The 23,179-nt window shown below is 52.1% G+C and carries 24 protein-coding genes and 1 pseudogene; 18 read left to right on the top strand and 7 right to left on the bottom strand.

Features of this window, described 5'->3' with window-relative positions; all coding sequences use genetic code 11:
• Nucleotides 1-33: 33 nt before the first annotated feature.
• The 7 genes from M8010_RS08765 to M8010_RS08735 all read left to right on the top strand — a co-directional run bounded on the left by M8010_RS08765 (nucleotide 34) and on the right by M8010_RS08735 (nucleotide 4,398).
• Nucleotides 34-891 carry a DUF6387 family protein gene (locus tag M8010_RS08765; RefSeq protein ID WP_250090468.1) on the top strand — a complete coding sequence of 286 codons (858 nt, stop codon included), beginning with the start codon at nucleotides 34-36 and terminating at the stop codon, nucleotides 889-891.
• Between the two features lie 125 nt (nucleotides 892-1,016).
• On the top strand, nucleotides 1,017-1,217 hold the full coding sequence (locus M8010_RS08760; protein WP_250090467.1) for an AlpA family transcriptional regulator: 201 nt from the start codon (nucleotides 1,017-1,019) through the stop codon (nucleotides 1,215-1,217).
• 1 nt (nucleotide 1,218) lies between these two features.
• Nucleotides 1,219-1,560, top strand: coding sequence for a hypothetical protein (locus tag M8010_RS08755; protein ID WP_349666099.1), 342 nt, complete (start codon nucleotides 1,219-1,221; stop codon nucleotides 1,558-1,560).
• Nucleotides 1,561-1,565: 5 nt separating this feature from the next.
• Nucleotides 1,566-1,703 (top strand): hypothetical protein, encoded by a 138-nt coding sequence (locus tag M8010_RS08750; protein WP_250090465.1) that lies wholly within the window; start codon nucleotides 1,566-1,568, stop codon nucleotides 1,701-1,703.
• Between the two features lie 10 nt (nucleotides 1,704-1,713).
• On the top strand, nucleotides 1,714-2,580 hold the full coding sequence (locus tag M8010_RS08745; RefSeq protein WP_250090464.1) for a toprim domain-containing protein: 867 nt from the start codon (nucleotides 1,714-1,716) through the stop codon (nucleotides 2,578-2,580).
• Nucleotides 2,577-3,800, top strand: coding sequence for an AAA family ATPase (locus M8010_RS08740; RefSeq protein ID WP_250090463.1), 1,224 nt, complete (start codon nucleotides 2,577-2,579; stop codon nucleotides 3,798-3,800). Before M8010_RS08745 ends, M8010_RS08740 begins: the two co-directional genes overlap by 4 nt.
• Entirely contained in the window at nucleotides 3,793-4,398 is a 606-nt protein-coding gene (locus M8010_RS08735; protein ID WP_250090461.1) for a hypothetical protein, read from the top strand. The genes M8010_RS08740 and M8010_RS08735 overlap by 8 nt, the downstream gene beginning before the upstream one ends.
• Nucleotides 4,399-4,540: 142 nt before the next feature.
• Here M8010_RS08735 and M8010_RS08730 read toward each other — a convergent pair whose 3' ends face one another.
• Both M8010_RS08730 and M8010_RS08725 read right to left on the bottom strand, forming a co-directional pair.
• Nucleotides 4,541-4,984 carry a hypothetical protein gene (locus M8010_RS08730; protein WP_250090460.1) on the bottom strand — a complete coding sequence of 148 codons (444 nt, stop codon included), beginning with the start codon at nucleotides 4,982-4,984 and terminating at the stop codon, nucleotides 4,541-4,543.
• Between the two features lie 56 nt (nucleotides 4,985-5,040).
• Nucleotides 5,041-6,435 (bottom strand): KAP family P-loop NTPase fold protein, encoded by a 1,395-nt coding sequence (locus M8010_RS08725; protein ID WP_250090458.1) that lies wholly within the window; start codon nucleotides 6,433-6,435, stop codon nucleotides 5,041-5,043.
• 194 nt (nucleotides 6,436-6,629) lie between these two features.
• On the opposite strand from M8010_RS08725, the gene M8010_RS08720 reads away from it, so the two are divergent.
• From M8010_RS08720 to M8010_RS08705, 4 genes are read left to right on the top strand one after another with little or no spacing between them, the layout of a single operon-like run.
• Entirely contained in the window at nucleotides 6,630-9,461 is a 2,832-nt protein-coding gene (locus tag M8010_RS08720) for a class I SAM-dependent DNA methyltransferase (protein ID WP_250091146.1), read from the top strand.
• Nucleotides 9,458-10,465 carry a virulence RhuM family protein gene (locus M8010_RS08715; protein ID WP_250090456.1) on the top strand — a complete coding sequence of 336 codons (1,008 nt, stop codon included), beginning with the start codon at nucleotides 9,458-9,460 and terminating at the stop codon, nucleotides 10,463-10,465. Before M8010_RS08720 ends, M8010_RS08715 begins: the two co-directional genes overlap by 4 nt.
• A gap of 30 nt (nucleotides 10,466-10,495) precedes the next feature.
• Nucleotides 10,496-12,586 carry a DEAD/DEAH box helicase gene (locus M8010_RS08710; RefSeq protein WP_250090454.1) on the top strand — a complete coding sequence of 697 codons (2,091 nt, stop codon included), beginning with the start codon at nucleotides 10,496-10,498 and terminating at the stop codon, nucleotides 12,584-12,586.
• The gene (locus M8010_RS08705) at nucleotides 12,576-13,742 is read left to right on the top strand and encodes a GIY-YIG nuclease family protein (RefSeq protein WP_250090452.1); all 1,167 of its coding nucleotides are present in this window, start codon (nucleotides 12,576-12,578) and stop codon (nucleotides 13,740-13,742) included. The genes M8010_RS08710 and M8010_RS08705 overlap by 11 nt, the downstream gene beginning before the upstream one ends.
• A gap of 103 nt (nucleotides 13,743-13,845) precedes the next feature.
• Here M8010_RS08705 and M8010_RS08700 read toward each other — a convergent pair whose 3' ends face one another.
• Nucleotides 13,846-14,127, bottom strand: a complete 282-nt coding sequence (locus M8010_RS08700; RefSeq protein WP_250090450.1) for a hypothetical protein — start codon at nucleotides 14,125-14,127, stop codon at nucleotides 13,846-13,848.
• Between the two features lie 164 nt (nucleotides 14,128-14,291).
• Between M8010_RS08700 and M8010_RS08695 the strand changes: the two genes are divergently transcribed.
• The 3 genes from M8010_RS08695 to M8010_RS08685 all read left to right on the top strand — a co-directional run bounded on the left by M8010_RS08695 (nucleotide 14,292) and on the right by M8010_RS08685 (nucleotide 17,054).
• Nucleotides 14,292-14,459, top strand: coding sequence for a hypothetical protein (locus tag M8010_RS08695; RefSeq protein WP_250090448.1), 168 nt, complete (start codon nucleotides 14,292-14,294; stop codon nucleotides 14,457-14,459).
• A gap of 176 nt (nucleotides 14,460-14,635) precedes the next feature.
• The gene (locus tag M8010_RS08690; protein WP_250090447.1) at nucleotides 14,636-16,012 is read left to right on the top strand and encodes a tyrosine-type recombinase/integrase; all 1,377 of its coding nucleotides are present in this window, start codon (nucleotides 14,636-14,638) and stop codon (nucleotides 16,010-16,012) included.
• Nucleotides 16,002-17,054: a hypothetical protein gene (locus M8010_RS08685; protein WP_250090445.1), complete on the top strand. Its 1,053-nt coding sequence runs from the start codon at nucleotides 16,002-16,004 to the stop codon at nucleotides 17,052-17,054. The genes M8010_RS08690 and M8010_RS08685 overlap by 11 nt, the downstream gene beginning before the upstream one ends.
• Nucleotides 17,055-17,184: 130 nt before the next feature.
• Here M8010_RS08685 and M8010_RS20130 read toward each other — a convergent pair whose 3' ends face one another.
• The 3 genes and pseudogenes from M8010_RS20130 to M8010_RS08675 all read right to left on the bottom strand — a co-directional run bounded on the left by M8010_RS20130 (nucleotide 17,185) and on the right by M8010_RS08675 (nucleotide 18,955).
• On the bottom strand, nucleotides 17,185-17,394 hold the full coding sequence (locus tag M8010_RS20130) for a hypothetical protein (RefSeq protein ID WP_502846214.1): 210 nt from the start codon (nucleotides 17,392-17,394) through the stop codon (nucleotides 17,185-17,187).
• Between the two features lie 42 nt (nucleotides 17,395-17,436).
• Nucleotides 17,437-18,702, bottom strand: a pseudogene (locus tag M8010_RS08680) (YfjI family protein); the annotation flags it as partial.
• Between the two features lie 28 nt (nucleotides 18,703-18,730).
• Entirely contained in the window at nucleotides 18,731-18,955 is a 225-nt protein-coding gene (locus tag M8010_RS08675) for a helix-turn-helix transcriptional regulator (RefSeq protein WP_250090443.1), read from the bottom strand.
• 255 nt (nucleotides 18,956-19,210) lie between these two features.
• Here M8010_RS08675 and M8010_RS08670 point away from each other — a divergent pair, with 255 nt between their 5' ends.
• The 4 genes from M8010_RS08670 to M8010_RS08655 all read left to right on the top strand — a co-directional run bounded on the left by M8010_RS08670 (nucleotide 19,211) and on the right by M8010_RS08655 (nucleotide 22,746).
• Nucleotides 19,211-19,555, top strand: coding sequence for a hypothetical protein (locus tag M8010_RS08670; protein WP_250090442.1), 345 nt, complete (start codon nucleotides 19,211-19,213; stop codon nucleotides 19,553-19,555).
• Between the two features lie 185 nt (nucleotides 19,556-19,740).
• Complete coding sequence (locus M8010_RS08665) at nucleotides 19,741-20,703, top strand: DUF932 domain-containing protein (RefSeq protein WP_250090441.1); 963 nt, start codon at nucleotides 19,741-19,743, stop codon at nucleotides 20,701-20,703.
• Between the two features lie 87 nt (nucleotides 20,704-20,790).
• On the top strand, nucleotides 20,791-21,792 hold the full coding sequence (locus M8010_RS08660; protein WP_250090439.1) for a YqaJ viral recombinase family nuclease: 1,002 nt from the start codon (nucleotides 20,791-20,793) through the stop codon (nucleotides 21,790-21,792).
• Between the two features lie 63 nt (nucleotides 21,793-21,855).
• Nucleotides 21,856-22,746 carry a recombination directionality factor gene (locus tag M8010_RS08655; protein WP_250090438.1) on the top strand — a complete coding sequence of 297 codons (891 nt, stop codon included), beginning with the start codon at nucleotides 21,856-21,858 and terminating at the stop codon, nucleotides 22,744-22,746.
• A 245-nt stretch (nucleotides 22,747-22,991) separates the two neighbouring features.
• On the opposite strand, the gene M8010_RS08650 is transcribed toward M8010_RS08655, so the two are convergent.
• Nucleotides 22,992-23,165, bottom strand: coding sequence for a tyrosine-type recombinase/integrase (locus M8010_RS08650; protein WP_502846208.1), 174 nt, complete (start codon nucleotides 23,163-23,165; stop codon nucleotides 22,992-22,994).
• Nucleotides 23,166-23,179: the final 14 nt, after the last annotated feature.

The raw sequence follows: 23,179 nt of genomic DNA, 5'->3' as shown, positions 1-23,179 counted from the left end.
CAAGGTGACATAAGGATTCTCTAGGGAGGGATAGTGAGGAAGGTTTCAAAAACATCTGAATTACCAGCATGGTTTGATCTCAGGAACTACAAGGGAGTCGAGGGTTTTGGGCCGACTGAATGGTTGGCATCTTTGCGCATAAGGAAGAATATTCTGGATGGTTTCTCTATGCTTATGAACGCACTCTCCATAGATGATCCCGAGCGGTGTGTTCGTTATGCGCGCGACAAAATGCCGGAGTTGATCTGCGAACTGGAGACAATCAGAAGGTCGCCATTAGATGCGTCCGGTTGTGGTAGTTGGGCAAACTTGCTTGCTGATTTCGATGATGGCTCACCATCGTGCCCTATACGTCCGCTGCTGATGTCTGACATTGCAAAGGTGTATTCGACTGATCGTTACAGAGTGGAGAACGGACAAGCACCGGAGCGTGATCTGGAACGCTGGGATTCGATATTTGAGTGGCCGGCAGTTCCTGCCAATACATCTGAAGTTCCTCTGGACTTACAGTTGGAATCGCCTCATGACTTGAATAAGGAAGCTTCGCATGAGACGAACACCAAGCCCCACGGAACATTGTTTGTAGATTTACGTTGCAACGATGCTGTGCTCAAGCAAGCTTTCAGTCAGTGGTTGGAAAGTACCCGTGATAGCTGGCGGGAACGCCTTGCGCTCCATAATTGGAGGCGTTTCGGTTTGCTGCCGTACCTCGATTTGATGATATGGGAAAAGGAGAAAGGAAATCAGCTTACCCGCTCGTTGATGGCAAAGTCGGTTGGTTATGTGAGCGGAGGTGATAATTTCCAAAAAACAGTCCCTAGTCTCGCTGATGAGTTGATGGACGATCTTGGTGAATTGGAAGCTATTGTCTCTGTAGAAAGAAAAAGCTAACAATAACAGTAATCTAAAATCGTAAAACTTAGCCGCGAGTCTTGTCGTACCGCGAAGTCTGGCTATGTGAATAATGGGAGGTCTCTTGTCCACAAAGCGCAATCAAGCGCAAAGGAGACGTGACCATGTCCGATACCCTAAAACCCCGCCGCATTATGCGCCTGCCCGAAGTCAAAGCTGCCACTGGCTTTGGTAGGGCACATATCTACAACCTCATGAAAGAAGGTCGCTTCCCGAAAGCACGCAAAATCGGCCCTCGTGCTGTTGGTTGGGATAGTCAGCTGGTCGAAAGCTGGGTAGCTGCGCGTCTGGATGGGGAGGTTTGAAATGAAAATGGCGACCCATTCCGAAGAACAAAGCCGCCCGCGCAAGGCTGATGATAACACCAAACCACCGACAAAGACTGCCCGGATACTGACGGTTTTTCTGGCTGGATCCAGCCTCAATCGCTTTGAAGCAGAGCGTATCGGTGATCACTGTTTGCACAGTACCGTCTCGGCATTGGCAAATATTCATGGCTTGGTTTTTGAGCGAAAGCAGGAGCGAGTACCTAACCATTGGGGAAGGCCTTGCAACGTTACGCGCTACCAACTGCCAGAGAGTCAGCGCGAGTTGGGGCACAAAGTACTGCTTAAGCTGGCACGCACCCAAACAGGCAGCGAGGAGTGAATTTTATGTCGAGTAATCGCAAATTCATTCCAGCATGGCTGATGAATGCTGCCGCCTGGCTCCTTCGTCGGCCGGGAGTTGCCGATCTGCTGGTGTTGGTAGCCGTAATCATTCTGCTGGCTCTGGGGGCCGGGTATGAGTGAGGCAGTCTTCATGTTCCGCGATGCTTTGCAGGAAAAGTTTGGCTTGGTGGACTGGATTCCAGTTCCGGATGGCAAGATTCAACGATTCGAGGTGCCCGGCGATAAGCCGGGCAGCAAGAACGGCTGGTATGTGCTGTTTCTGGATGGAGTTCCGGCCGGAACGTTCGGAACCTGGAAAGAAAATGCCAGCTACAACTGGTGCGCCCGGAAGCCAGTAGATCCTTTTGAGGCACAGATGGTTGCCAACCGCATTGAACAAGCCAGACGAATCAGAGAATCGGAAAGGGCGGGGGCACAGCGTGACGCAGCTGTTCGTGCCAATCGCATCTGGCACCAGTCAAAACCTGCTAGCGGCAACCATCCATACTTGATCCGCAAGGATGTCGAGCCACATCTGCTGCGCCAGGCTGGGCCGGCCCTTCTCGTGCCTTTATATGCGGAGTCCGACCTGGTGAGTCTCCAGTTCATCTATCCGGATGGCGCAAAGCGTTTCTTGTCTGACGGAAGAGTAAAGGGGTGTTACTCCCCCATTGGTACCCCGGAGCCCGGTCAGCCGCTTTATATCGTCGAGGGGTGGGCTACGGGAGCGACAATCCGCATGTATGAAGGGCTCCCTGTTGCTTGCGCTATGAATGCGGGGAATCTTCTTGCGGTTGGCCGCCAGTTACAAGCTCGCTATCTGAACAGTCCCTTGATTATTGCTGGCGATGATGACCGAAAGTCAGAATCAGAGGGCGAGGGGAATGCCGGTGTTAAGTTTGCCACTGAGGCCGCCCATACACTGGGTTGCGGGATGGTTTTGCCGGAATTTCCACCTGAAGCACCGCTAGCACTGTCAGACTTTAACGACCTGGCGAACTGGAGGGCGAGCCAATGACCTCAGCAAATATTGCGCCTCTGGTGCCAGAGGCAATATATCCTGATTCAATACCACCGTTTCGATTTGTGGTTGCCGCCAATATGGCGGTCAACCCAGTCTGCTGGCTGGTGGATGGCTATATAGAGGAAGACGCCCTGGCGGTTATGTATGGGCCGCCAGGCAAAGGTAAATCCTTTCTTGCGCTGGATATGTCTTGCTGTATAGCCACTGACACACCCTTCCATGGGCATTCTGTGAAGAACGGCGCCGTGTTTTATATAGCGGGTGAGGGTCACAATGGCCTGGCCCGCCGGCTGCGGGCCTGGGCGGAACACAACGCCAATGAAATGCCCGAGCTGTTATTTGTTTCGGAAGCGCCTGCTGAGCTTTCGAGCGCTTCCAGCGCGGCCAGTGTTGCCCAGGCTGTAGAACAGCTGGCGGACATCACCGGTGAGGCGCCAGCATTGATTGTTGTGGATACTCTGGCCCGCAACTTTGGCGGTGACGAAAACAGCGCTACGGATATGGGGCAATTCGTTCGTAACGCTGACGCACTGCGCCGCCGATGGAAGGCAACTGTACTTATCGTCCATCACAGCGGAAAAGATGGAGACAGGGGCGCACGCGGATCTTCAGCATTGAAAGGTGCGGCTGATGCTGAGTATGAGGTTAGTCGCAGCGAGGAAGACGAGCTTATTCGCCTCACTCCGAGAAAAATGAAGGATGCCGAAGAACCCCAGCCGCTCGCATTCGAACTGGTGACGGTGCCAATACATGATGACACTGGAGAACCAATCGCAGGTGCTGCGCTGAGAGCTTCTGAATACACCGCACCTACGCCTGTGACTGCGAAGTTGGGCAAACAGCAAAAAGCGGCTCTTGGGATATTGGAGCAACTCCACTGCCAAATTGCGGAAGAACTTGCCAGCCAGGGGAGAGAGGATCACGCCGTCAACGTGACGGTGGATCTATGGAAGAAGCGTTGCGAGAAGGAGGGCATTCCTCGCCAGCGGTTTCATGATGCCAAGAATACTTTGGCCGAGCGTGAGCAGGTGCGGCTTGATGGGCCTCACGTTTATTTTGTCCGTCCGGTTCGGAGTTCCTTAGAGACACCGGACAGGACGGACAGCCCCAACAAAACCAAAATCGGACAAACCGGACGGGAACCGGACAGAAACCGGACGCAGAACGGACTAAAAAAGACTCGACGGATCAGCGGAGAATGTGACCATGAGTGATATGAAGTCAGACACGCAGCATGCGGCTCCGCAACGTCAAGAAAGCGCCCAACAGGCGTTGTCCCGGACGATCACTACCCCAGAGTGCCTGAGTGCTTCTGTGCTGACGATTTGCCAGAATGTGGATCAATCTCAGATCGCCGAGTTGGTGAGTGAACTCAAAAGGCAGTCAGCCGCGATTAACTCCGATGATCTATCGCGAGCAGAGGGCATGCTTACGGCGCAGGCTCACACACTCGATGGCCTGTTTGCAAAGTTGACGAGTGATGCCCTCACAAGCGGGGATCTCGACAGGCTTGAACGGTATATGAAACTGGCCCTCAAAGCCCAAAGCCAAGCCCGAACCACCCTGCAAACTCTAGTTGAACTCAAGGCGCCCAAGAGGGTGGCATTTTTTCAGCAGGCCAACATCGGCAACCAGGTACAGGTTAACAATGAAGGACAACGCGCGCGCACGCGAAAAAAGCGAAAAGCGCCAAACAAACTATTGGAGGCAGACCATGGCGAACGGCTGGACACCCGAGCGGCGGGCAAGACAGGCGGAGTTGATCCGGCAATGGCAACCGTGGAAAAGCAGCACCGGCCCCACAAGCGCTGAGGGAAAGTCGCAGGTTGCGCGGAATGCCTGGAAGGGAGGAGTTAGGCCACAATTACGGGAGTTGGCAAGTATGCTCAGGGAGGTAGAGCGGCAGCAGCGGGACCTCTTGTAGGCCCCGCCCCCTTTTACGCTGGCCAAGGCGCTACTCGTAGTAACGATCCAGGTATCTGGATATCCGGGCATTGCTCCAATCGTTGGCCGCTGTCAGCAATTCATCTTGCAAGTAAACCACCACATCATCCTCGAATACTGGGTAGCTCTCGCGCTCTTCTTCCAGTTCGGTGTCCCAATCATCACCCCTCTGGGTGCGCAGCCATAGCGCATCTAGTTCATAGGGCTGAAGTTGGTTTACCCGTTGCTCGATATACGCTTCCATTGCAGCCACGTAGGCATGCCAAGAGAAAGAATGCTCCCGTTGCTGTTGGACACAAATTTCATCCCAGGTGTTATCTAAACCGGAATCTTCTCCTGCCAGAAGGGTATCCTTCATAGCCTGAAGGTCACGAATACAACTGGAAATCAGCCGTTTTCGCAGTGCCTCTGCTAGGTCGCGGGCGATTCGATACTCTGAAAGTTTCCGTGTCATAGATCATCCTTCTGACTGGGGCTTTGTTCGGGATTTGCGTATGCCAACTACCTAATTCAGTGACCGTAGGGCGCGCTATCAGAAGTGGGGCGATACCCCAATAAGCTTATTGTCGCGCCCACCTGATCCATGAAGTTCGAGCGATACCTTTTGCTCAGAAGGTCGGTCGCGGCGCCCAGCACTGACGTCCAGTAGTCTACCTGAGCCTGCGGCGCTTCATCTTGCTCGACGAGCTCATTAGAAGCTTTCTGAAGCTGAAACAAACCGTCATTTCCCTCGAGTAGGAGAGTTAAAACCACTCTGAAATATGCTTCCTCGCGAACAAGCTCTCGGAACATCTTTTTGGTATGCGGTTGGATTGTGTCCCAAGCTTTATCTACCGTTACATCCTGGCGCAGAAGCGACTCAAAAAAGCTGGTGTCCCTTTGCTTTTGTGCCAGCAGCCAAAGAATGGCTCTGGAGAGTAGCGGTGGCACATCGGGGTTTGATGAGTAAACGGCTCCTGCCTCCAGTAAAAGCCGCTCAATTTCACGCAATGAAAGCGTATAGGATTCAGCCAGCCGAGCAATGAAATCGGCAGAAAAAGCGTTCCGATCAGCGTTTGCTAAGCCTCGCCCTTCGAAAATGTCTGCCATGCTGAGTCGTTTGATCGTATTCAAGCAAAATGCCGTAAGGTCTGGCTCGGGCAGTTTGAGCTGTAAATGAAAGAACTTGTTCAGGTATCGGTGCCCATCGTAACCCTGGCCATAATGACCTTTTATTGCTTCTCCAAGCTGGTCAATATCCACTCCGATTACGAAGACGACGCCATCGACATTGAAGAAGTGCTTAATTGACTCAAGGAGCTCTACGGCATAGTTGGGGCGACAGCGATCCAGCTCATCCACGATGATCACCAGGGGGAAACCGTTGTTCTCTTCCTCAAGCTTCTTGGCGTATCCGCTAAGTGATTCCCGGAACCGGGTTGCGGAAAGCTTAGCGTTCTCGTGATCTGCCAGTTTCTTTTCGACTAGTTTTTCAGTGAGTTCATCAACCCCGTTGATATCGACCAAGCCACTGGTCAGAGCCTTCAAGGCAAGGGGGCCTAGGTGTCGCAGTAATTCGCCCCCTTTGGCCTTGATTAGTTCAATCGACCTGGAATCGCTATCGCCATCATCAGTTAGTTGCTCGCTCAGTTCCTGAATCAGCGCAACAAGAGCATCGTGTGTGTAATCAACTTCCCAGGCGCTGAACTTGACCACCTTCGCGCCATCCAACCGGAGCGACGCTGACCACATATCTAAAAAGCTGGTCTTTCCCGTACCCCATGGGGCGGTAAGGGAAATAACCGCTGGCCCCTCAGCTTGCTTAACGAGATTGGTAAGCCGTTCCCCCGTATCGCTCAGCTGAAAGGCGCTGGCCGCCCATGGGTCGCTGTCGATGATTTCCAGTTTTTGTGGCTCGAATCGCATTAGTCCGTATGCTCCGTAATAGTGCTCGCTCGCATAGCTGGCGCCAGGCTAAGCGCTGGCAGTTAGATAGCTTGCTCGTCAGGTTTAGCCCCGTTCTATCACTTCTCCGGATCGGCTGGTAGACTTTCGTGTTGATCACTTTCCTGGTTTCAATTAAATCAGCACCTTACGAGATTGTTGAAGGCGTATTGTCAATGAACGCAGTAGAAATCGAAGAAGCAATATCCGACCTTGCCCTGGAGGCGTTCGACAAAGAAGAATTCCCCTTTGCTTTCCTGCGCGCCTTTGGCAACAAAGAAACCACCATCAAGCGGCTGAGGGCTGGGGCCACCAACAAGTCAGACGTTGGCGGCGTGTTACAGACCAACAACATCCACATTGCCGTGGCCGATGTTGGAGAGGTTACTCATAAGCTGGATGAGCTAAGGGGGCGCCCGGCGACTGCCCGGGCTAAAGCGCGGTTTATCCTCTCTACAGACGGCGCTGATTTTGAGGCTGAGGATCTGGAGACGGGTGAAACGGTTGCCTGTGAGTACCAGCAGTTCCCTGACCACTTCGGTTTCTTCCTGCCGCTGGCGGGCATTTCTGCCGTTAAGCAGCTGCGTGACAGCTCTTTTGATATTCGGGCCACCAGCCGCCTGAACCGCCTGTATGTTGAGCTGCTGAAAGACAACCCTGACTGGGGAAGTAGTGAGCAGCGCCATGAAATGAACCACTTCATGGCCAGGCTGATCTTCTGCTTCTTTGCTGAAGATACCGATATTTTTGCCGGTGAAAGCCTGTTCACGGACACCGTGGAGCAGATGAGTGCCCGGGATTCCTCCAACACCCATGAAGTGATCAGCGAAGTCTTCCGAGCCATGAACACCCGGGCGGCTGATCGCCAGGCTGAGAATCTGCCAAGGTGGACGGAGCGCTTCCCCTATGTAAATGGCGGTTTGTTCTCCGGCGGCGTCCAAGTTCCAAAGTTCAGCAAGATCGCCCGCTCCTATCTCCTTCACATCGGTAATCTGGATTGGACTCAGATCAATCCGGATATCTTCGGTTCAATGATCCAGGCCGTTGCTGATGATGAGGAACGTGGTTCGCTGGGAATGCATTACACCAGCGTTCCAAACATCCTCAAGGTGCTAAATCCTTTGTTCTTGGATGACATCCGAGAGAAGTTCGAGGAGGCTGGTGACAGCCCTCGCAAGCTGCTGAATCTCCGTAATCGAATGGCTCGGATTCGTGTGTTTGATCCGGCATGTGGCTCCGGAAACTTCCTGGTAATCGCCTATAAGCAGATGCGAGAGATTGAAAGCGAGATCAATGAACGACGGGATGAGCCGGGGCGGAAAAGCGATATCCCACTGACGAACTTTCGTGGTATTGAGCTGCGGGACTTCTCGGCAGAGATTGCCCGGCTGGCGCTGATAATTGCGGAGTACCAGTGCGATGTACTTTACAGGGGGCAGAAAGAAGCGCTTCAGGAATTCCTTCCGCTTGACGCTGAGAACTGGATTACTTGCGGCAACGCGCTGAGATTAGACTGGCTGACGGTATGCTCCCCCACAGGTAGTAGCATCAAACTCAGTTCGGACGATCTTTTTGAGACGCCCCTGGATCAAGCAGTAATTGATTTCGAGAATGAGGGGGGCGAAACATACCTCTGTGGCAATCCCCCGTATCTGGGATCAACGTGGCAGAGCAAAGAACAGAAAGAAGATCTGAGAAGGCTTTTTGACGGTCGACTGAAAGGTTGGAAATCGCTCGACTATGTGGCCGGGTGGTTTGTTAAAGCAGCCGATTACGGGCGCCATACGCCCAGTGCGGCAGCATTTGTATCGACAAATTCAATTTGCCAAGGACAGCAGGTGCCGATCCTCTGGCCTCTGATTTTTGATACCGGGCATCGAATAACCTTCGCGCATACGAGCTTTAAGTGGGCCAATCTTGCAAGCCATAATGCTGGTGTAACGGTTGTCGTTGTGGGTATCTCCAATCTTTTGGGAGCCACGAAGCGTCGGCTGTTCACCCCGTCAGCAGAGGATGCTAGTGCTGCCGGCAACTCTGACGTTCGCCCTTCCTCTGATGGCACGGTTTGTCGAGTGGTATCGAATATAAATGCGTACTTGATTGCTGCTCCAGACATCATCGTCAACAAGGCTTCGAAGCCCCTGACAAGTGTCCCTGAGATGAGCTTTGGTAATAAACCTGTTGATGGAGGGAACCTTCTCTTAACAAGGAGCGAGGTTGATAGGCTGGGGTTAACTACAGAGCAGCGAAAGCGGTTTATTAAACAAATTTTTGGCTCGGCAGAGTTCATTCGTGGCCTTGAGAGATACTGTATTTGGATTGAAGGTCAAGATCTTGATGAGGCCATGGCAGTCGATTCAATTCGTTTGCGTATTGAGGAAGTAAAGTCTGTGCGTCTGGCGAGTCGCGACAAGAGCGCCAACGATTTGGCTAAACGAGCGCACCAGATGAGGGAAATGAATATCGGCTGCTCACACACCATTGCGGTCGCTGCGATTTCATCCGAAGGACGAGAATTTTTACCATGCGGTCTTCTGAGCAATCAGCAGGCTGTCACGAACAAACTCTACGCCTTATACGATGCTCCGCTTTGGAACCTCGCTATTCTGGCATCACGCATTCACTGGGTTTGGATTGCCGCCGTTTGCGTGAGGTTGGAAATGCGTTTTTCGTATTCAAATACATTGGGGTGGAACACATTTCCCTTGCCAACACTAACGGAGAAGAACAAAGCTGATCTTTCTAGGTGCGCTGAGGATATTTTGCTGGCCCGTGAGGCTCATTTCCCCGCCACGATTGCTGAGCTTTACGACCCGAAAAGCATGCCTGCTGATTTGCGGGAGGCTCATGAGCGTAACGATGAGGTACTTGAGCGCATCTACATAGGTCGCCGGTTCAAAAACGATACTGAACGGCTGGAAAAATTGTTCGATCTCTACACTAAAATGACATCAAAGCAGCGTGATCAAGCAAAAAGCGTGAAACCCGAACAAGGACGTAACCAGTGAGCGAACTGATCCTCTACACCTCCGAAGATGGCCAAACCCAGCTCCACCTGCGAGCAGAGAGTGGCAGCGTTTGGCTGAGCCAGATAGAAATTGCTGAACTGTTCCAGACCAGCAAGCAGAACGTCTCCCTTCACGCAAAGAATATCTTTTCTGACGGAGAGCTAAAGCAGGATTCAGTTGTCAAGGAATCCTTGACAACTGCCTCTGACGGAAAGGATTACCGCACCAAGCTATACAACTTGGATCTGATCCTTGCCATTGGCTACCGCGTCCGCTCTCCAAGAGGTGTTCAGTTCCGCCAGTGGGCCAGTGCGCATCTGAAGGAATTCCTGCTCAAAGGTTTTGTCATGGACGACGAGCGCCTGAAGAATCCTGGCGGCTGGGATTACTTCGATGAACTGCTCGAGCGTATCCGCGAGATTCGAGCATCGGAGAAGCGCTTCTACCAGAAGGTGCGTGATCTCTTTGCGCTCAGTTCGGATTACCGGGTCAGGGAGCGGGAAACCTCGATTTTCTTTGCCGAGGTTCAGAACAAGCTGATTTACGCCGTAACCGGTTACACAGCCGCTGAGCTGGTGTTGAAGCGTTCAGACCCGGATCAGCCGAACATGGCGCTGACCAGCTGGAAAGGCTCCCGGGTGCGCAAGAATGATGTGCTCACGGCCAAAAACTACCTGACCGCCGATGAAATGGACAGCCTCAATCGTCTGGTGGTGATCTTCCTCGAGCAAGCGGAGCTGCGGGTGAAGAATCAGAAAGAGCTCACGCTGGATTTCTGGCGAAATAATGTAGACCGAATGTTGGCGTTCAACGATCAGCCGATTCTGCAAGGGACGGGCTCTGTAAGTCACGACAGGATGGAAAAGATTGCTCACCAGCGTTATGACGAGTTCGACCAGAAGCGTAAGGCCAACGAAGCCAGGTTGGCTGATGAGGAAGACCTCAAGGAGCTTGAGCAGCTGGAGGAACAGGTAAAGCGCCAGGCCCGCACGCCAGATAAATAATCAGACCGGGATTAAAACAGGAAGTACCCAATGACCAAAACCGTTCCGTCCGTTTCAGTCTCTTATGCCAGCAACGGCAGCTCTACCAAGTCCAATGAGCTGGGTATGCGGCCAATGCAAGAGCGTGCCTTTGAGCGGCGCGGAGAGCAGTATCTGTTGATCAAATCGCCACCGGCTTCCGGCAAAAGCCGGGCGTTGATGTTCATCGCTTTAGATAAGCTACACAACCAAGGCTTGAAACAGGCGATTATTGTGGTGCCGGAGAAGTCCATAGGCTCCAGTTTCGCCGATGAGCCGCTGAGCGAATTTGGCTTCTGGGCAGATTGGCATGTAGAGCCGAAGTGGAACCTGTGTAATGCGCCCGGTTCTGACAACGGTGGCAAGGTGAAGTCGGTTGGTGCCTTCCTGGCCAGCGACGACAAGGTGTTGGTGTGTACTCACGCCACATTCCGCTTTGCCGTGGATCAGTTTGGTGTTGAGGCGTTCGATGACCGGCTGATTGCCGTGGATGAATTCCATCACGTTTCTGCTAACCCTGATAATCGGCTTGGCTCTCACCTCGGGCAGTTCATTTCTCGGGATAAGGTCCATATCGTGGCCATGACTGGCTCTTACTTCCGGGGTGATGCGGAGGCGGTGCTGGGCCCCACAGATGAGGCTCGCTTTGATACGGTCACCTATACCTATTACGAGCAGCTTAATGGCTATGAGTATTTGAAGCAGCTCGATATTGGTTACTTCTTCTATTCTGGCGCCTACTCAGACAGCATCTTGGAAGTGCTGAACCCGAATGAGAAAACCATCGTTCATATTCCTAATGTGAACTCTCGTGAGAGCACGAAAGACAAAGTCCGGGAAGTCGAGCATATCATTGAGGAGCTGGGGGAGTGGCAGGGCACAGACCCGGAGACCGGGTTCCAGTTGGTAAAAATCGCAAGCGGGAAGGTGCTGCGTATTGCAGACTTGGTGGATGATGATTCGTCCAAGAGAGACCGAGTATCCGCAGCATTGAAAGATCCCGCCCAGAAGAACAATCGTGACCATGTGGATATCATCATTGCCCTGGGCATGGCCAAAGAAGGCTTTGACTGGATCTGGTGTGAGCACGCGCTGACCGTTGGCTATCGTTCGAGCTTGACCGAAATTGTTCAGATCATTGGCCGTTCCACCCGAGACGCTCCAGGCAAAACCCGCGCGCGTTTCACAAATTTGATTGCAGAGCCGGACGCTTCGGAGCAGGCGGTGACGGAGGCGGTGAACGACACCCTGAAGGCCATTGCCGCCAGTTTGTTGATGGAGCAGGTCCTGGCCCCTCGCTTCGAGTTTAAGCCTAAAGCAACAGCCCTTGGCCCGGTAGAGGGTTATGACTACGGTGAGGGAGGGTATGATCCCAAAAAATGCAATGTCGGAATCAATGAAGAGTCCGGCCAGTTCCAGATTGAGATCAAAGGATTGGCCGAACCCAAAAGTGAAGAAGCCAGTCGAATCTGTACGGAAGATCTGAACGAAGTGATTGCCAGCTTTGTTCAGGACAAGACTACGATTGAGCGGGGTCTGTTCGATGAGGAGATGATTCCGGAAGAGCTGACCCAGGTTTCCATGGGCAAAATCATAAAAGATCGTTACCCGGAACTGGATGCTGAAGATCAGGAGGCAGTCCGACAGCACGCCATTGCAGCATTGAATATGACTCAGCAAGCGCAACAGGCATTGCTTGAAACCATTGGCGGCGGGGATGGTGAGACCACTGGCACCGGCAGTGAGCCCGATGCGAAGCCAAACACGGCGTTGATTGCCGGCGTGCGTAAATTCGCTATGGATGTCACCGAACTAGATATTGACCTGATCGACCGGATTAACCCGTTCAGCGAGGCCTATGCGATTCTGGCCAAAACCATGAGCGAGGACAGCCTGAAGCAAATTGCTGCGATTATCTCAGCCAAACGAACCTCGTTGTCGCCGGAAGACGCCAAAGAACTAGCTATCCGTGCGGTTAAGTTCAAGCGAGAGCGGGGCCGAGCGCCTTCAAATACCTCTCAGGATGCCTGGGAAAGGCGAATGGCAGAGGGTGCTGCTGCGTTTATGAGGTACAGAGAAGAGGGCCGTTACGATGGATCTTGATGATCTGAGCGCTGAGCTACAGGAATTTGCCCAGCCCAAGAAAGAAAAGAATCTGACAGCCCGGGAAGAGCGAATCATTGCAGGCTTTGTAGAGGTTCAGCGCTTTGTAGAGGAGCATGGCCGAGCACCGCAGCATGGGGAAGATCGCGATATCTTTGAGCGTTTGTACGCTGTGCGGCTGGATCGTATTCGTGCCCTGGAGGAATGCCGAGAGCTAGTGGCTGGGATTGACCATCAAGGTTTGTTAGAGGGCGGCGCCACTGTTCAAGAAGAATCTGCGGAGAACATGGATGATGACGAGCTGCTGGCGGAGCTTAGCCACATGGTGCCTGGCGGTGAGCTGACGGAATTGCGCCATGTTCGGTCTACAGCTGAAAAACGTGCGGTAGACGATATTGCCAACCGGACTCTTTGTGAGGACTTTGACCAGTTCAAGCCATTGTTCCGCCAGGTTGAGGCCGAGCTCAAGGCCGGTATTCGGGAAACCCGGCGCTTTGGCCAGGATGCCAGTATCGAGCAGGGCAATTTCTTTATCTTGAATGGCCAGATGGTTTATGTCGCGGAAGTGGGGGCAATGTTCAAGGCACCTAATGGAGACAACGATGCCAGGCTGCGGGTGATCTATTCCAATGAAACGGAGAGCGATATCTTGCTGCGTTCGCTTCAGCGTGCTCTTTATAAAGACGAAACGGGCCGGAGGATCACAGAGCACGACGCTGGGCCACTGTTTCGGGATACTTTGGAGGATGACGACGTTGAGGCGGGCACAATCTATGTGCTCCGGAGTAAGTCTCAGAATCCTTTTGTGGCTGAGCATCGGGAATTGATCCATAAGATTGGCGTGACCGGTGGCAAAGTAGAAGCTCGCATAGCCAATGCCGAGCATGACGCGACATACCTGCTGGCGGGCGTGGAATTGGTGGCCACATATAAGCTGGTGGGGGTCAACCGCACCAAACTCGAGGCGCTGATCCATCGAGTGTTTGCCCCTGCTCAGTTGGATCTCCAGATCAAAGACCGGTTCGGGCACCCCGTTAAGCCCAAGGAATGGTTTCTGGTGCCCCTTTCGATAATCGATGAGGCCGTTGAGCGGATTCGGGATAGATCGATTACCCGATTCATTTATGATCCAAAGAATGCGAGGCTGTCCGAATAGCTTGATATTCGCTTTTGATCGGTGGAGTCCAGATATTCCGTTCCGGGAACTGGGCTTTCAGAGGATTTTTGAAAGTTTGGGGGTCAAGGGGCGGAGTACAGAGTTAACGGGGCTTTTCCATTGCTGCCAGCCTATCCTTATGATCGAAGTCGTCTTCTCCGAGTAGCAGTTCCCTCATGTACACCTCCGGCAGCACCAAAAGATCTTCTTGCCGAATACAGAATATCAGGAGTTGGTGCTCTATTGACGTCGCCAGAACTCCCTTGGCGAACTCCAGCGCCCGTCTGTCGTGCTCCGTGAACTCGGCCAATTTTCCAACCTGTCTTTCCTTAAACACGCTTGCCGCCGTGACGGCCTTTGCCTTCATTTTTTCTAGATCCGCCACTGGCCGTATCCGTTGATCGTCAATGTCAGAAATAAAGCCTCGCTTCAGAGACCTTTCCATTCGGGCAGAGTATGACATTGCTGCCTCGTATAAAAGAAAGCGGTTGAATCAGGTCTCACAGGCTGGCGATCTGCGATCATTGAGGTAGCTCAGCAGGTAGGGCGATGAAAAACGAATTGTCTGATTTGGTGGGGCAAAAAGTGGGGCAAAAAGCTGAAGTGGCAAAAATTGCTAAACATAAAAAAATCCAGACACCGCTAAGCGACTGGATTTTAAAGGGAATTCTGGTCGGGACGGTAGGATTTGAACCTACGACCCCTTGCACCCCATAAAAGTTAATAGCCATCCAACAGGGTCTAATCCAATCTAGCCTAAAACCCTTTCTAACTGATTTAATTGATTTTTCCGTTTTGTGTTTTCCAACGGAATCCAATACCATCCAGTTTAAGCGATCGAGAAACGGTGACCAAACGGTGACGAGAATCCGGCCTTAACTGAGTGGGTGGTAATGGGAACGATTACAGACAAGCAAATGAACTCTAAGCCAGGCAAGTCGGTCTGGTTGACTGAGGATGCTCCGAGGGGGTGTGGGCGTTTTATGGCTCGTATTCTGAAAAGCGGAGACAGGCTGTTTTACTTCCGATATACAAATTCCCAGAGCGAACGGGTTTTCCTTCCCATAGGCAATTACGATCAGTCCGGTAAAGACGGCTTGACCCTGAGAGAAGCGCGAACGAAGGCCGGTGAGCTTTCCCGCTTATATCAGGCTGGCATTCGGGATTTGAGGGAGTATCAGGAAGCGGAGGAAGACGCACGTAAGGCCACCCATGAGGCAGAGATGGCCAGGCTGCGGGCTGAGCGAGAGGCTGCAGAAGCAGAAAAAGCACGCCAGGCCGCGCGTAAGACGGTGAAAGAGCTTTTTGAGCATTGGGCGGATATTGACCTTAAGAACCGAAAAGATGGCGGTGTAGAGGTTCGTAGACTCTTTGAAAAGGACGTGCTTCCTAAAATTGGTCAGCTTGCGGTTGAAGATGTCAAAAAGGGCCACGTCATAGAGGTCGTTGATGCACAGCTTAATCGGGGTGTGACCCGCATGGCCAAGCTGACGCTGAGCCTAATTCGGCAGATGTTTCGTTTTGCAGTCGACCGGGATTTGATCGAGTACGACCCCACAGCCAGTATCCGGAAGTCAAAGATTGGTGGCAAAGACGTTGAGCGCGACAGAGTATTGAGTGACGACGAAATTAAAGCACTTGCCAATCAGATTTCCGATGCTCAGATGTTGCCTTCCACATCCATCGCTATCTGGATCATGCTGACAACCTGTTGCAGAATTGGGGAATTGATTAAGGCAGAGTGGGTCGATGTGGATTTGAAACGAGGTACTTGGAAGATACCCGCTGAAAACAGCAAGAATGGCAAACCTCACGAGATTGCCTTATCCAGCTTCGCAATAGCCTGGTTTAAAAACCTGAAAACTCTTACCGAGGATTCCCGGTGGTGTTACCCAAATTCATCTGACTCTGGTCCTGTGTGTCCAAAATCGATCACCAAGCAAATTCGTGATCGACAGTTGCCAGCGGGCAAGGAGCCGAATAAGGGACGGAGCTCAAAGGCCCAGGCACTGATCCTTCCAGGAGGGAAATGGACCCCACATGATCTCCGGCGAACTGGAGCGACGATAATGACAGCATTGGGTGTCATGCCTGAGGTTGCCGAGCGATGCTTGAATCATACGGAAGAGAACAAAGTTAAGCGGGTCTACCAACGTCATAGCTATGGTCCAGAAAAGAGGGGGGCATGGGATACTCTCGGCAATCATCTTTCAGAGGTTCATAAGGCTGGTTTGCGATTGGGCTCACCGGAGGTTGTAAGTGGTAAGTAAGGTTGACCAAGTTGAGATGACGTTTCTGACGGATCTCCCCAAAGGCACCGGGCTCGACGTCAAAGAGTTTCTGAGGGCGCAGATGCGGAATGGAAGAGATGTTTGGTGCCGTATTCCTGACCACCTCCAGGCTTTTGTTCGCAGGGTGTCATATGGGATAGGAGGTGAAGTGCAACGAACGGAGCATTTCCCCTTGTCGAGTGACCACCGGTATCTATCGGTTCCCGATCAGGTTATCAGAGAAATACTTGCTGTCGGTCGGAGCGAAGTAAGCAAAACGGAGTTGGTTGCCTCGATAGATGAGAGCCTCGAACTCATAAAATCGGACCTGGGACGTGCGGCGCTCGAAAGGTGGAGAAAAGACCTATCGGAGAAGCAAACCTTTATTAAAAGTCTCCAAAGTTCGTCAACACGAAGGATGTCGGACCAAGAGGTGTTTGTCGTTGGAATATCTACCAAAAACGACGAAGATGGCATCGTTTCAGGCAAGGTGAAGGAACGGAGCTTCTCAATCAAACTGTCAGACTTATTCGTCTTGGGGACTCACTACCAGAAATCCTTGTCGGAAGCTCAAGCTAATGATGCCGTGCCTTTTATGGACGAATGGATGCCTGAAGATCTGCGCCTGCTCAATCGCTACGCTGCTGATTACAACAAAAAGTATCCTGAGCCTGGCCAAGCGAGTATGGATAACGATGCGCTTAAAAAACTACGTAAAGATTTGACGAGTGATTTAAAGGCGAGGGATTCAAATGGACCGAAGATAACGGCTGCAATCAAGATTATACTTGGCAAGAGAGAGTATAATCCGAAAGCACCTATTAAAGCGATTCCCGGGGAAGCGAAGGTTTCTTTGTTGGACATTGCAAATGCGCTGGCGCGGTCCTATTGGAAAGGTACGGTGGATGAAACGCAGCGAACTTATAAAGCTGATGTTGATCGATTCAATCAGAATATTGAGCAACTCCTCGGAAGTCATGGAGTAATTAAGCCTGCGGCCTTAAGTAGAGAACTCAGTCGGTTTATCAGATTTACTCGTTAGTGGCACATTGATTTTGACGGGCTCATATCTCACGGTAACAATCCTCATCGGGTTTATCCCGTTGCTGCTTTTTGATTACATCCCTGTAATATTTTATTTTTGATGGTAAATTAGTGGTTAGAACTACCAATTATGGGTATGTAGGAAACGTATCAATGTGCCAGGTTTTGGTTATATCCCGATAAGTCTTAATATATCCATGGCATTCAAGATAATCCAGTGCTTCTCTGAATCTACCTTGCTGTCTAAGTGGGCCGGAGCAGTACTGTCGGGCGTATCGTTTTTGTATATACCGGAGACCTTTCTGTCGGATATGTACAGTTAACCAATCGTTTAGCATCATGGCATCAAGGAAAAATTGAGGTTGAGTGTTGAAAATGCTGAGATATTCTTTTGAAAAAAATATGCATATTTGTATGCTGATATTTAACGTTTCCCAGCTTATATCTCCCTCATACCCATTTACGACGTGAATTATTGCTGATAATCGGGCAATATTTTCCATTAATTTCGATGCGTGGTCGCTTGCATTCTCATATAACCCGCCGGGCCTCGTATTTTCCTCGATTTCGTTAAAAGTTTCGACATAAAGCTGATGCGCCTGCTCATCAAAACTGAGTACAGTTCGGCTCTTTTTTGGATTTTGTCCTCGTTTCAAGTTCTTTTTTAATAATTTTTGGAGTCGGTCGAAATAGTGAGATGGATCGAAAAATTCTTGCTTATTTTCTGAAGCCAAACGATAGCCAATAGTTGATGATTGTGCGCTACAAGTAATTGCTCTCGCCCAGAGTCCGGCAGACTTTGCCATGTCTGATTTACGTTCCCGATACTCTGAAAATGGTCCTGGCTGAATGGACAGCAAGAAAGCTATGCGTGGATCTGGAAGATTGAAAGACTCGGAAGTCTTTCTTCCGATGGTTATCTCCATCATGCTCCATGCGGAATTTAACATGGACATCCCCGGGGTCACTAAACGGTTAAGAGTGCCGGTACCTTCATCGGCAAGTACACAGACGTTTTTGCAATTTTCATGCATCCCCTCAATTAGGGCTTGATAAGTGACGTCATCTTGGATGAATTGTGTTTTCCTCGGCTTTTTCGGTTTAGCCGTCAGGTGCGCGGTTAGGAGCTTTTGTGCTTTTGCTTCGTTTATTTTGGCCATAAGCCATTAACCCTCCATGCTTGAATTTAGGTCTTGACTGATAGCACTGGTCAGCGCTTTTTCTAACACTTTGCACCGCAGATCCCAGATGTGAATTTCTTGCTTCCATTTGTTGAGCAGGGCGTTATATTCTTCCTCTGCGAGAGTCTCAGCCTCCCGAATTGGACGAAAAAAATACTTGATTAGGCTGGATTTTCGCTCCCCAGAGTTCGCGATCATCAAAGTAAACAGAGATAGGGACGTTTTTCCTCCTACAGGCTTTTCTACATCACACAGCGCCTGGGTTACCGTGGAAGCTGCAGTTACAGCTACAAGGAGTGTATGTGGATAGGGCGCTTGAATAGACTCGCCAGCATTCCCCACTGCCTGCCCCAGTAAACCAAGACATGAAAGGTCTGGTAGTCCTTGGTACCGATCGAATAAATTTAGCTGTGGGCTCGATACCGGTCCCCAGCGACTATTTGTTGTTTGCTGGCCTGAATACATGTTCTGACTCCTCTCTTTAATGTCATGATCAACCACGTGTAATCTCAATCTGATTCAGCATCCAGGCGTCGACCTCACATTCGATCCATGCTACCGCTCCGCCACCAAGCCTGATTTGATTAGGAAAGGTCGGGTCGAAGTATTTCGAATCCGACTTAATTTTGTTGTATATCGTTGAGCGCGACAGGCCGGTCTTATCTATAACGGTCCTCAGCCGTATAAAGCGGATGTTTTTCTTTGGTTGGCCTGACATTTATTGTCTCCTCATCAGTATGTTGATCAGGCTAATCGGAAGGACGAGGCGTGGGAATTTTGTACCGGGAATAATCCAGAATATTCTGAATCGCTTTTTTTTTGCGAAGGATAGTGGCGAAGATGTTGCTACGTTTGCTACGCGTAGCAAACGTAGCTGGTTATTCGGTCATTCCAGAATTTTTCAAACCTATATCACCTCTGTGAACCAGGGCACTGACTGTGCCTTGCCTCCCAATTCACAGAGGTAACTCCAATGTCTGAACAATGCCCCAACTGCCTATCCGTCCGGATCGGCAAGAATAACTACGGCAAGAAAACCGCTGGCGTGGTCGGTGCGTCCGCAGGTACCTATGGAGGATTTGCAGCTGCCACGGCTGGTGCTAAGGCTGGTGCCGCCCTCGGAATTGTCGGCGGTCCGGTAGGCGCGACTGTCGGTGGTATTGGCGGTGCCGTCATCGGTGCGCTACTGGGTGGCGCAACCGGCGCTTCCGCTGGCGTGATTCTTGGCGATGTCCTGGATGATCGTGTCCTCGACAACTACCGCTGCCTCGACTGCGGCTATTCCTTCGGCGATGACCCTAACTCCAATGGGGAATAGCGCTAACGCCCGAGGGCGACCCCGAACTCCCACGGGATGAATTACCGACGCCCGAGGGCGAACCCGAAATCCCACTGGATAGATTACTGACGCCCAAGGGTGTGCCCGGTATCCCTCGGGTGAAGAGACTCACGCCCTCGGCAAAGACGTTAATTTTATTAGGAAAATTTCAAAGGAGAACAACCATGGCTCATCTCATCGAGCAAATGGCCTACGTTGGCCAAACCCCGTGGCATGGCCTGGGGAATGAACTGACTTCAAACCAACCCCTGGAAGTCTGGGCAAGGCAAGCCGGTCTGGACTGGCAGATTCAGGAAAGCCCGGTGCGCTATGTCACCAATTCTGGTGGCACCCTGGGCGAAATTCTGTCTTACCCTGATTCAAAGGTGCTTTACCGTTCGGATACACGGGCACCGCTATCGGTGGTCGGTAACCGCTTCAAAGTGGTTCAGCCGGAAGAGATCCTGGAGTTCTATCGGGATCTGACCGAAGTCTCCGGTTTTGAGCTGGAAACCGCCGGTGTTCTGAAGGGCGGCCGAAAAATGTGGGCACTCGCCCGCACTGGTCAAACCGGCATGCTCAAGGGAAATGACCAGACCAATGCCTACGTGCTGCTGGCCACGGCCTGTGACGGCACCATGGCAACCACTGCGCAGTTCACCAGTATTCGTGTGGTCTGCAACAACACCCTGGCTGTCGCCTTGAAGGGCTCCACCGCCAATGCCGTCAAGGTAAAGCACAACACGGCCTTCGATGCTGACCTGGTGAAGAAGCAACTAGGTATCTCAGTCTCCGCCTGGGATGACTTCATGTACCGCTTGAAGACCCTGAGCGAGCGGAAGGTGAAGACCACTGAGGCCAGAAACTACTTCCTCAAGGTGTTCACGGATGATTCCGGTGCTGGTGTGGGCAAAACCAACGAACGTTCCATGGCGAAGGCCCTGGGTCTTTATAAAGGCGAGGGCATGGGTGCCAATCTGGCGTCCTCCGAAGGCACGGCCTACGGGCTACTGAATGCAGTAACTGAGTTCATCGACCATCAGCGCCGTGCCAAAACCGTTGACCACCGGCTGGATTCCGCCTGGTTCGGAACCGGTGCGGCCGTCAAGAACCGTGCATTAGAGCAGGCCATGTCACTTGTGGCCTGAGCCAACCCTACAAATCTCAAAACCGCCATAAAGCCCACCGGAGCCTGATGCTCTGGTGGGCTTTTTTTATGTCTGGAGGAAAACACCATGGGCATGAGTGCAAACACAATTCAAAAGCAACGACCGGCATTGCGCCTGGTCTCCACCAAGGGCCTTAGCAGGGATGAGTGGCTGAAAGTCCGCAAGCAGGGCATAGGTAGTAGCGATGCGGCTGCATCTGTCGGCATGAATCCTTACCAGTCCCAACTGGAACTTTGGATGGTCAAGACTGGCAGGGATGCTGGCTTGCCCAAGCCGGATTCGGATGATCCCACGTCACCGGTCTACTGGGGCCATATCCTGGAACCGATAGTAGCCGAGCAGTACAGCCAGCAAACGGACAGAAAGGTGCGACGGGTGAATGCGGTGCTGCAACATCCTGATCCGGAGAAGCACTGGATGCTGGCCAACCTGGATTACTCCGTGGTGGCCGATGACGACGTGCAGATCCTGGAGTGCAAGACGGCAGGGGAGTTCGGGGCACGGCTCTGGAAAGAGGGCGTACCCGATTACATCCAGTGCCAGGTTCAGCACCAGCTGGCTGTCACCGGCAAACAGTCGGCAGATGTCTGCGTTTTGCTGTGTGGTCAGGAGCTGAAGATCTACCGCGTTGAACGGAACGAGGAGCTCATCGAGGCACTGTATGTGCTGGAGCGCCAGTTCTGGGATTTTGTCGAGACGGATACGCCGCCCCCTGTTGACGGTTCGGATTCTGCCGAGCGCGCCTTGCGCCACCTGTATCCGGTGGATAGAGGCGAGACACTGGACTTCAGCCAAAGCAAGGAACTGTCCGATGCGTTCGACGAGCTGCTGGCCATCCGCTCGGAAATGGAAAGCCTCAAATCCACTGAATCCCACCTGAAACAGCGAATCGAAAGCCAGATGGGCGAAGCGTCAAAGGCGACCTTCCCCAGTGGCAGCGTGAGCTGGAAGCGGAGCAAGGATTCCGTCGGGCTCAATGTGAAGCAACTGTTGAAGGATCAGCCGGGGCTTCTGGAGCAGTACCCAATCACCAAACCGGGCAGTCGGCGGTTTCTCATTCAAGCATAAAACCCCCATTGGCCACGCGGGCGTGACGAGCGCCCCGTGGTCCTTTTTCCCAGGAGAGACATCATGATTAAAGGTTTAGCCATAACGCCTCCCGTGTTGGGGCGTATCAGCATTGGTCGGGTCGTTGAAAAGAACGGCATCCGGCTGCCGCAGAAGGATGATCAATTCACCATCACCTCCCAGATCCAGGACAAGGACGCCGGGTGGGTTTTGCACCCCATGGACGAAGAGCTCAGAAAGGATGCGCCGAACGGCAAACTGCGAACCATCCCGGTACGCATGCTGTTCAACGACGCAGATCTTAACCTGCGAGCTGAGTACACCATGTTCGACCGCAAAAGTGGGCGACCCATGTGTGTAGGTAATGGCGACATATGCAAGCGCCTGACACAATCAGGAGTGCAGTCCTTACCATGCCCCGGGCCGACGCTCTGTGAGTTCGGCAAAGGTGGTCTGTGCAAGCCCTATGGCCGCCTGAACGTGAAGGTCGGTGACGACAATGATCTCGGCACCTTCATCTTCAGGACGACCGGTTACAACAGTATCCGGACGCTTGCGGCCAGGCTGAGCTACTACCAGGCAGTCTCTGGTGGTCTGCTAGCGTACATGCCGTTGGAATTGAAGCTGAGAGGGAAAAGCACGACGCAGAGCCATCGAACTCCAATCTATTATGTGGATCTGGTGATCAAGGAGGGACTGTCACTGCAGGAAGCCGTAGTTGAAGCGAGGGAAAAGGCAAACCAAGTAAAGAAGGAGGGCGTTGACCAGGCGGCGCTGGATGCGGCGGCTGCCAGGGGATTTGGCAATGCGCTGTTCGAGTACGACGAGGATGAAATAGCGCAGGTCATCGAAGAGTTTTATCCGCCACCAGCAGACGAGGGATCGACGGGGAATGCTGCCGTCGTGTCGAAGTTGCGGGAAGATCTGGGCTCTGCTCGTTCGGCTTCTGGGTAGAGCTTGAGCGAGCGGCCGGGTTCGGCCGCTCGTCTCGATCTGCAGGACGCTTTAATTTTTTGTTGGAATTGCACCGTGTATCAATACTAGAAGTCCTGGACAGCGAAGCACATGCTGCTGACTGTTGATTCATTGGTAAAACTGATCAGCTCACCATATTTTGGCCAGTGTCAGAATGAATTTGTCCGCTATGACCACAAAGCGGACCTTTTTGCCGTGCTTTGATATCGGCATTTGTCTCTCGTTCAAAGTCGATCAAATGGGCTGATGCTTCCCGCTCGTTTGTCTCCGATAATGTGCGTGTAGGTCTCAGTTGTGCGGATATCGCTGTGCCCCAGAATATCCTGAGCGGCACGGATGTCACTTCCCGTTTTAAGAAGCTCAGTTGCAAAGGCATGTCTGAAGGTATGTGCGGTCACACGCTTCTGGATCC

The sequence above is a fragment of the Marinobacter sp. ATCH36 genome (assembly GCF_023555055.1).
Lineage (GTDB): Bacteria > Pseudomonadota > Gammaproteobacteria > Pseudomonadales > Oleiphilaceae > Marinobacter.
The sequence above is the reverse complement of the archived record's forward strand: the minus strand, read 5'-3'. Positions and strand labels throughout refer to the sequence as shown.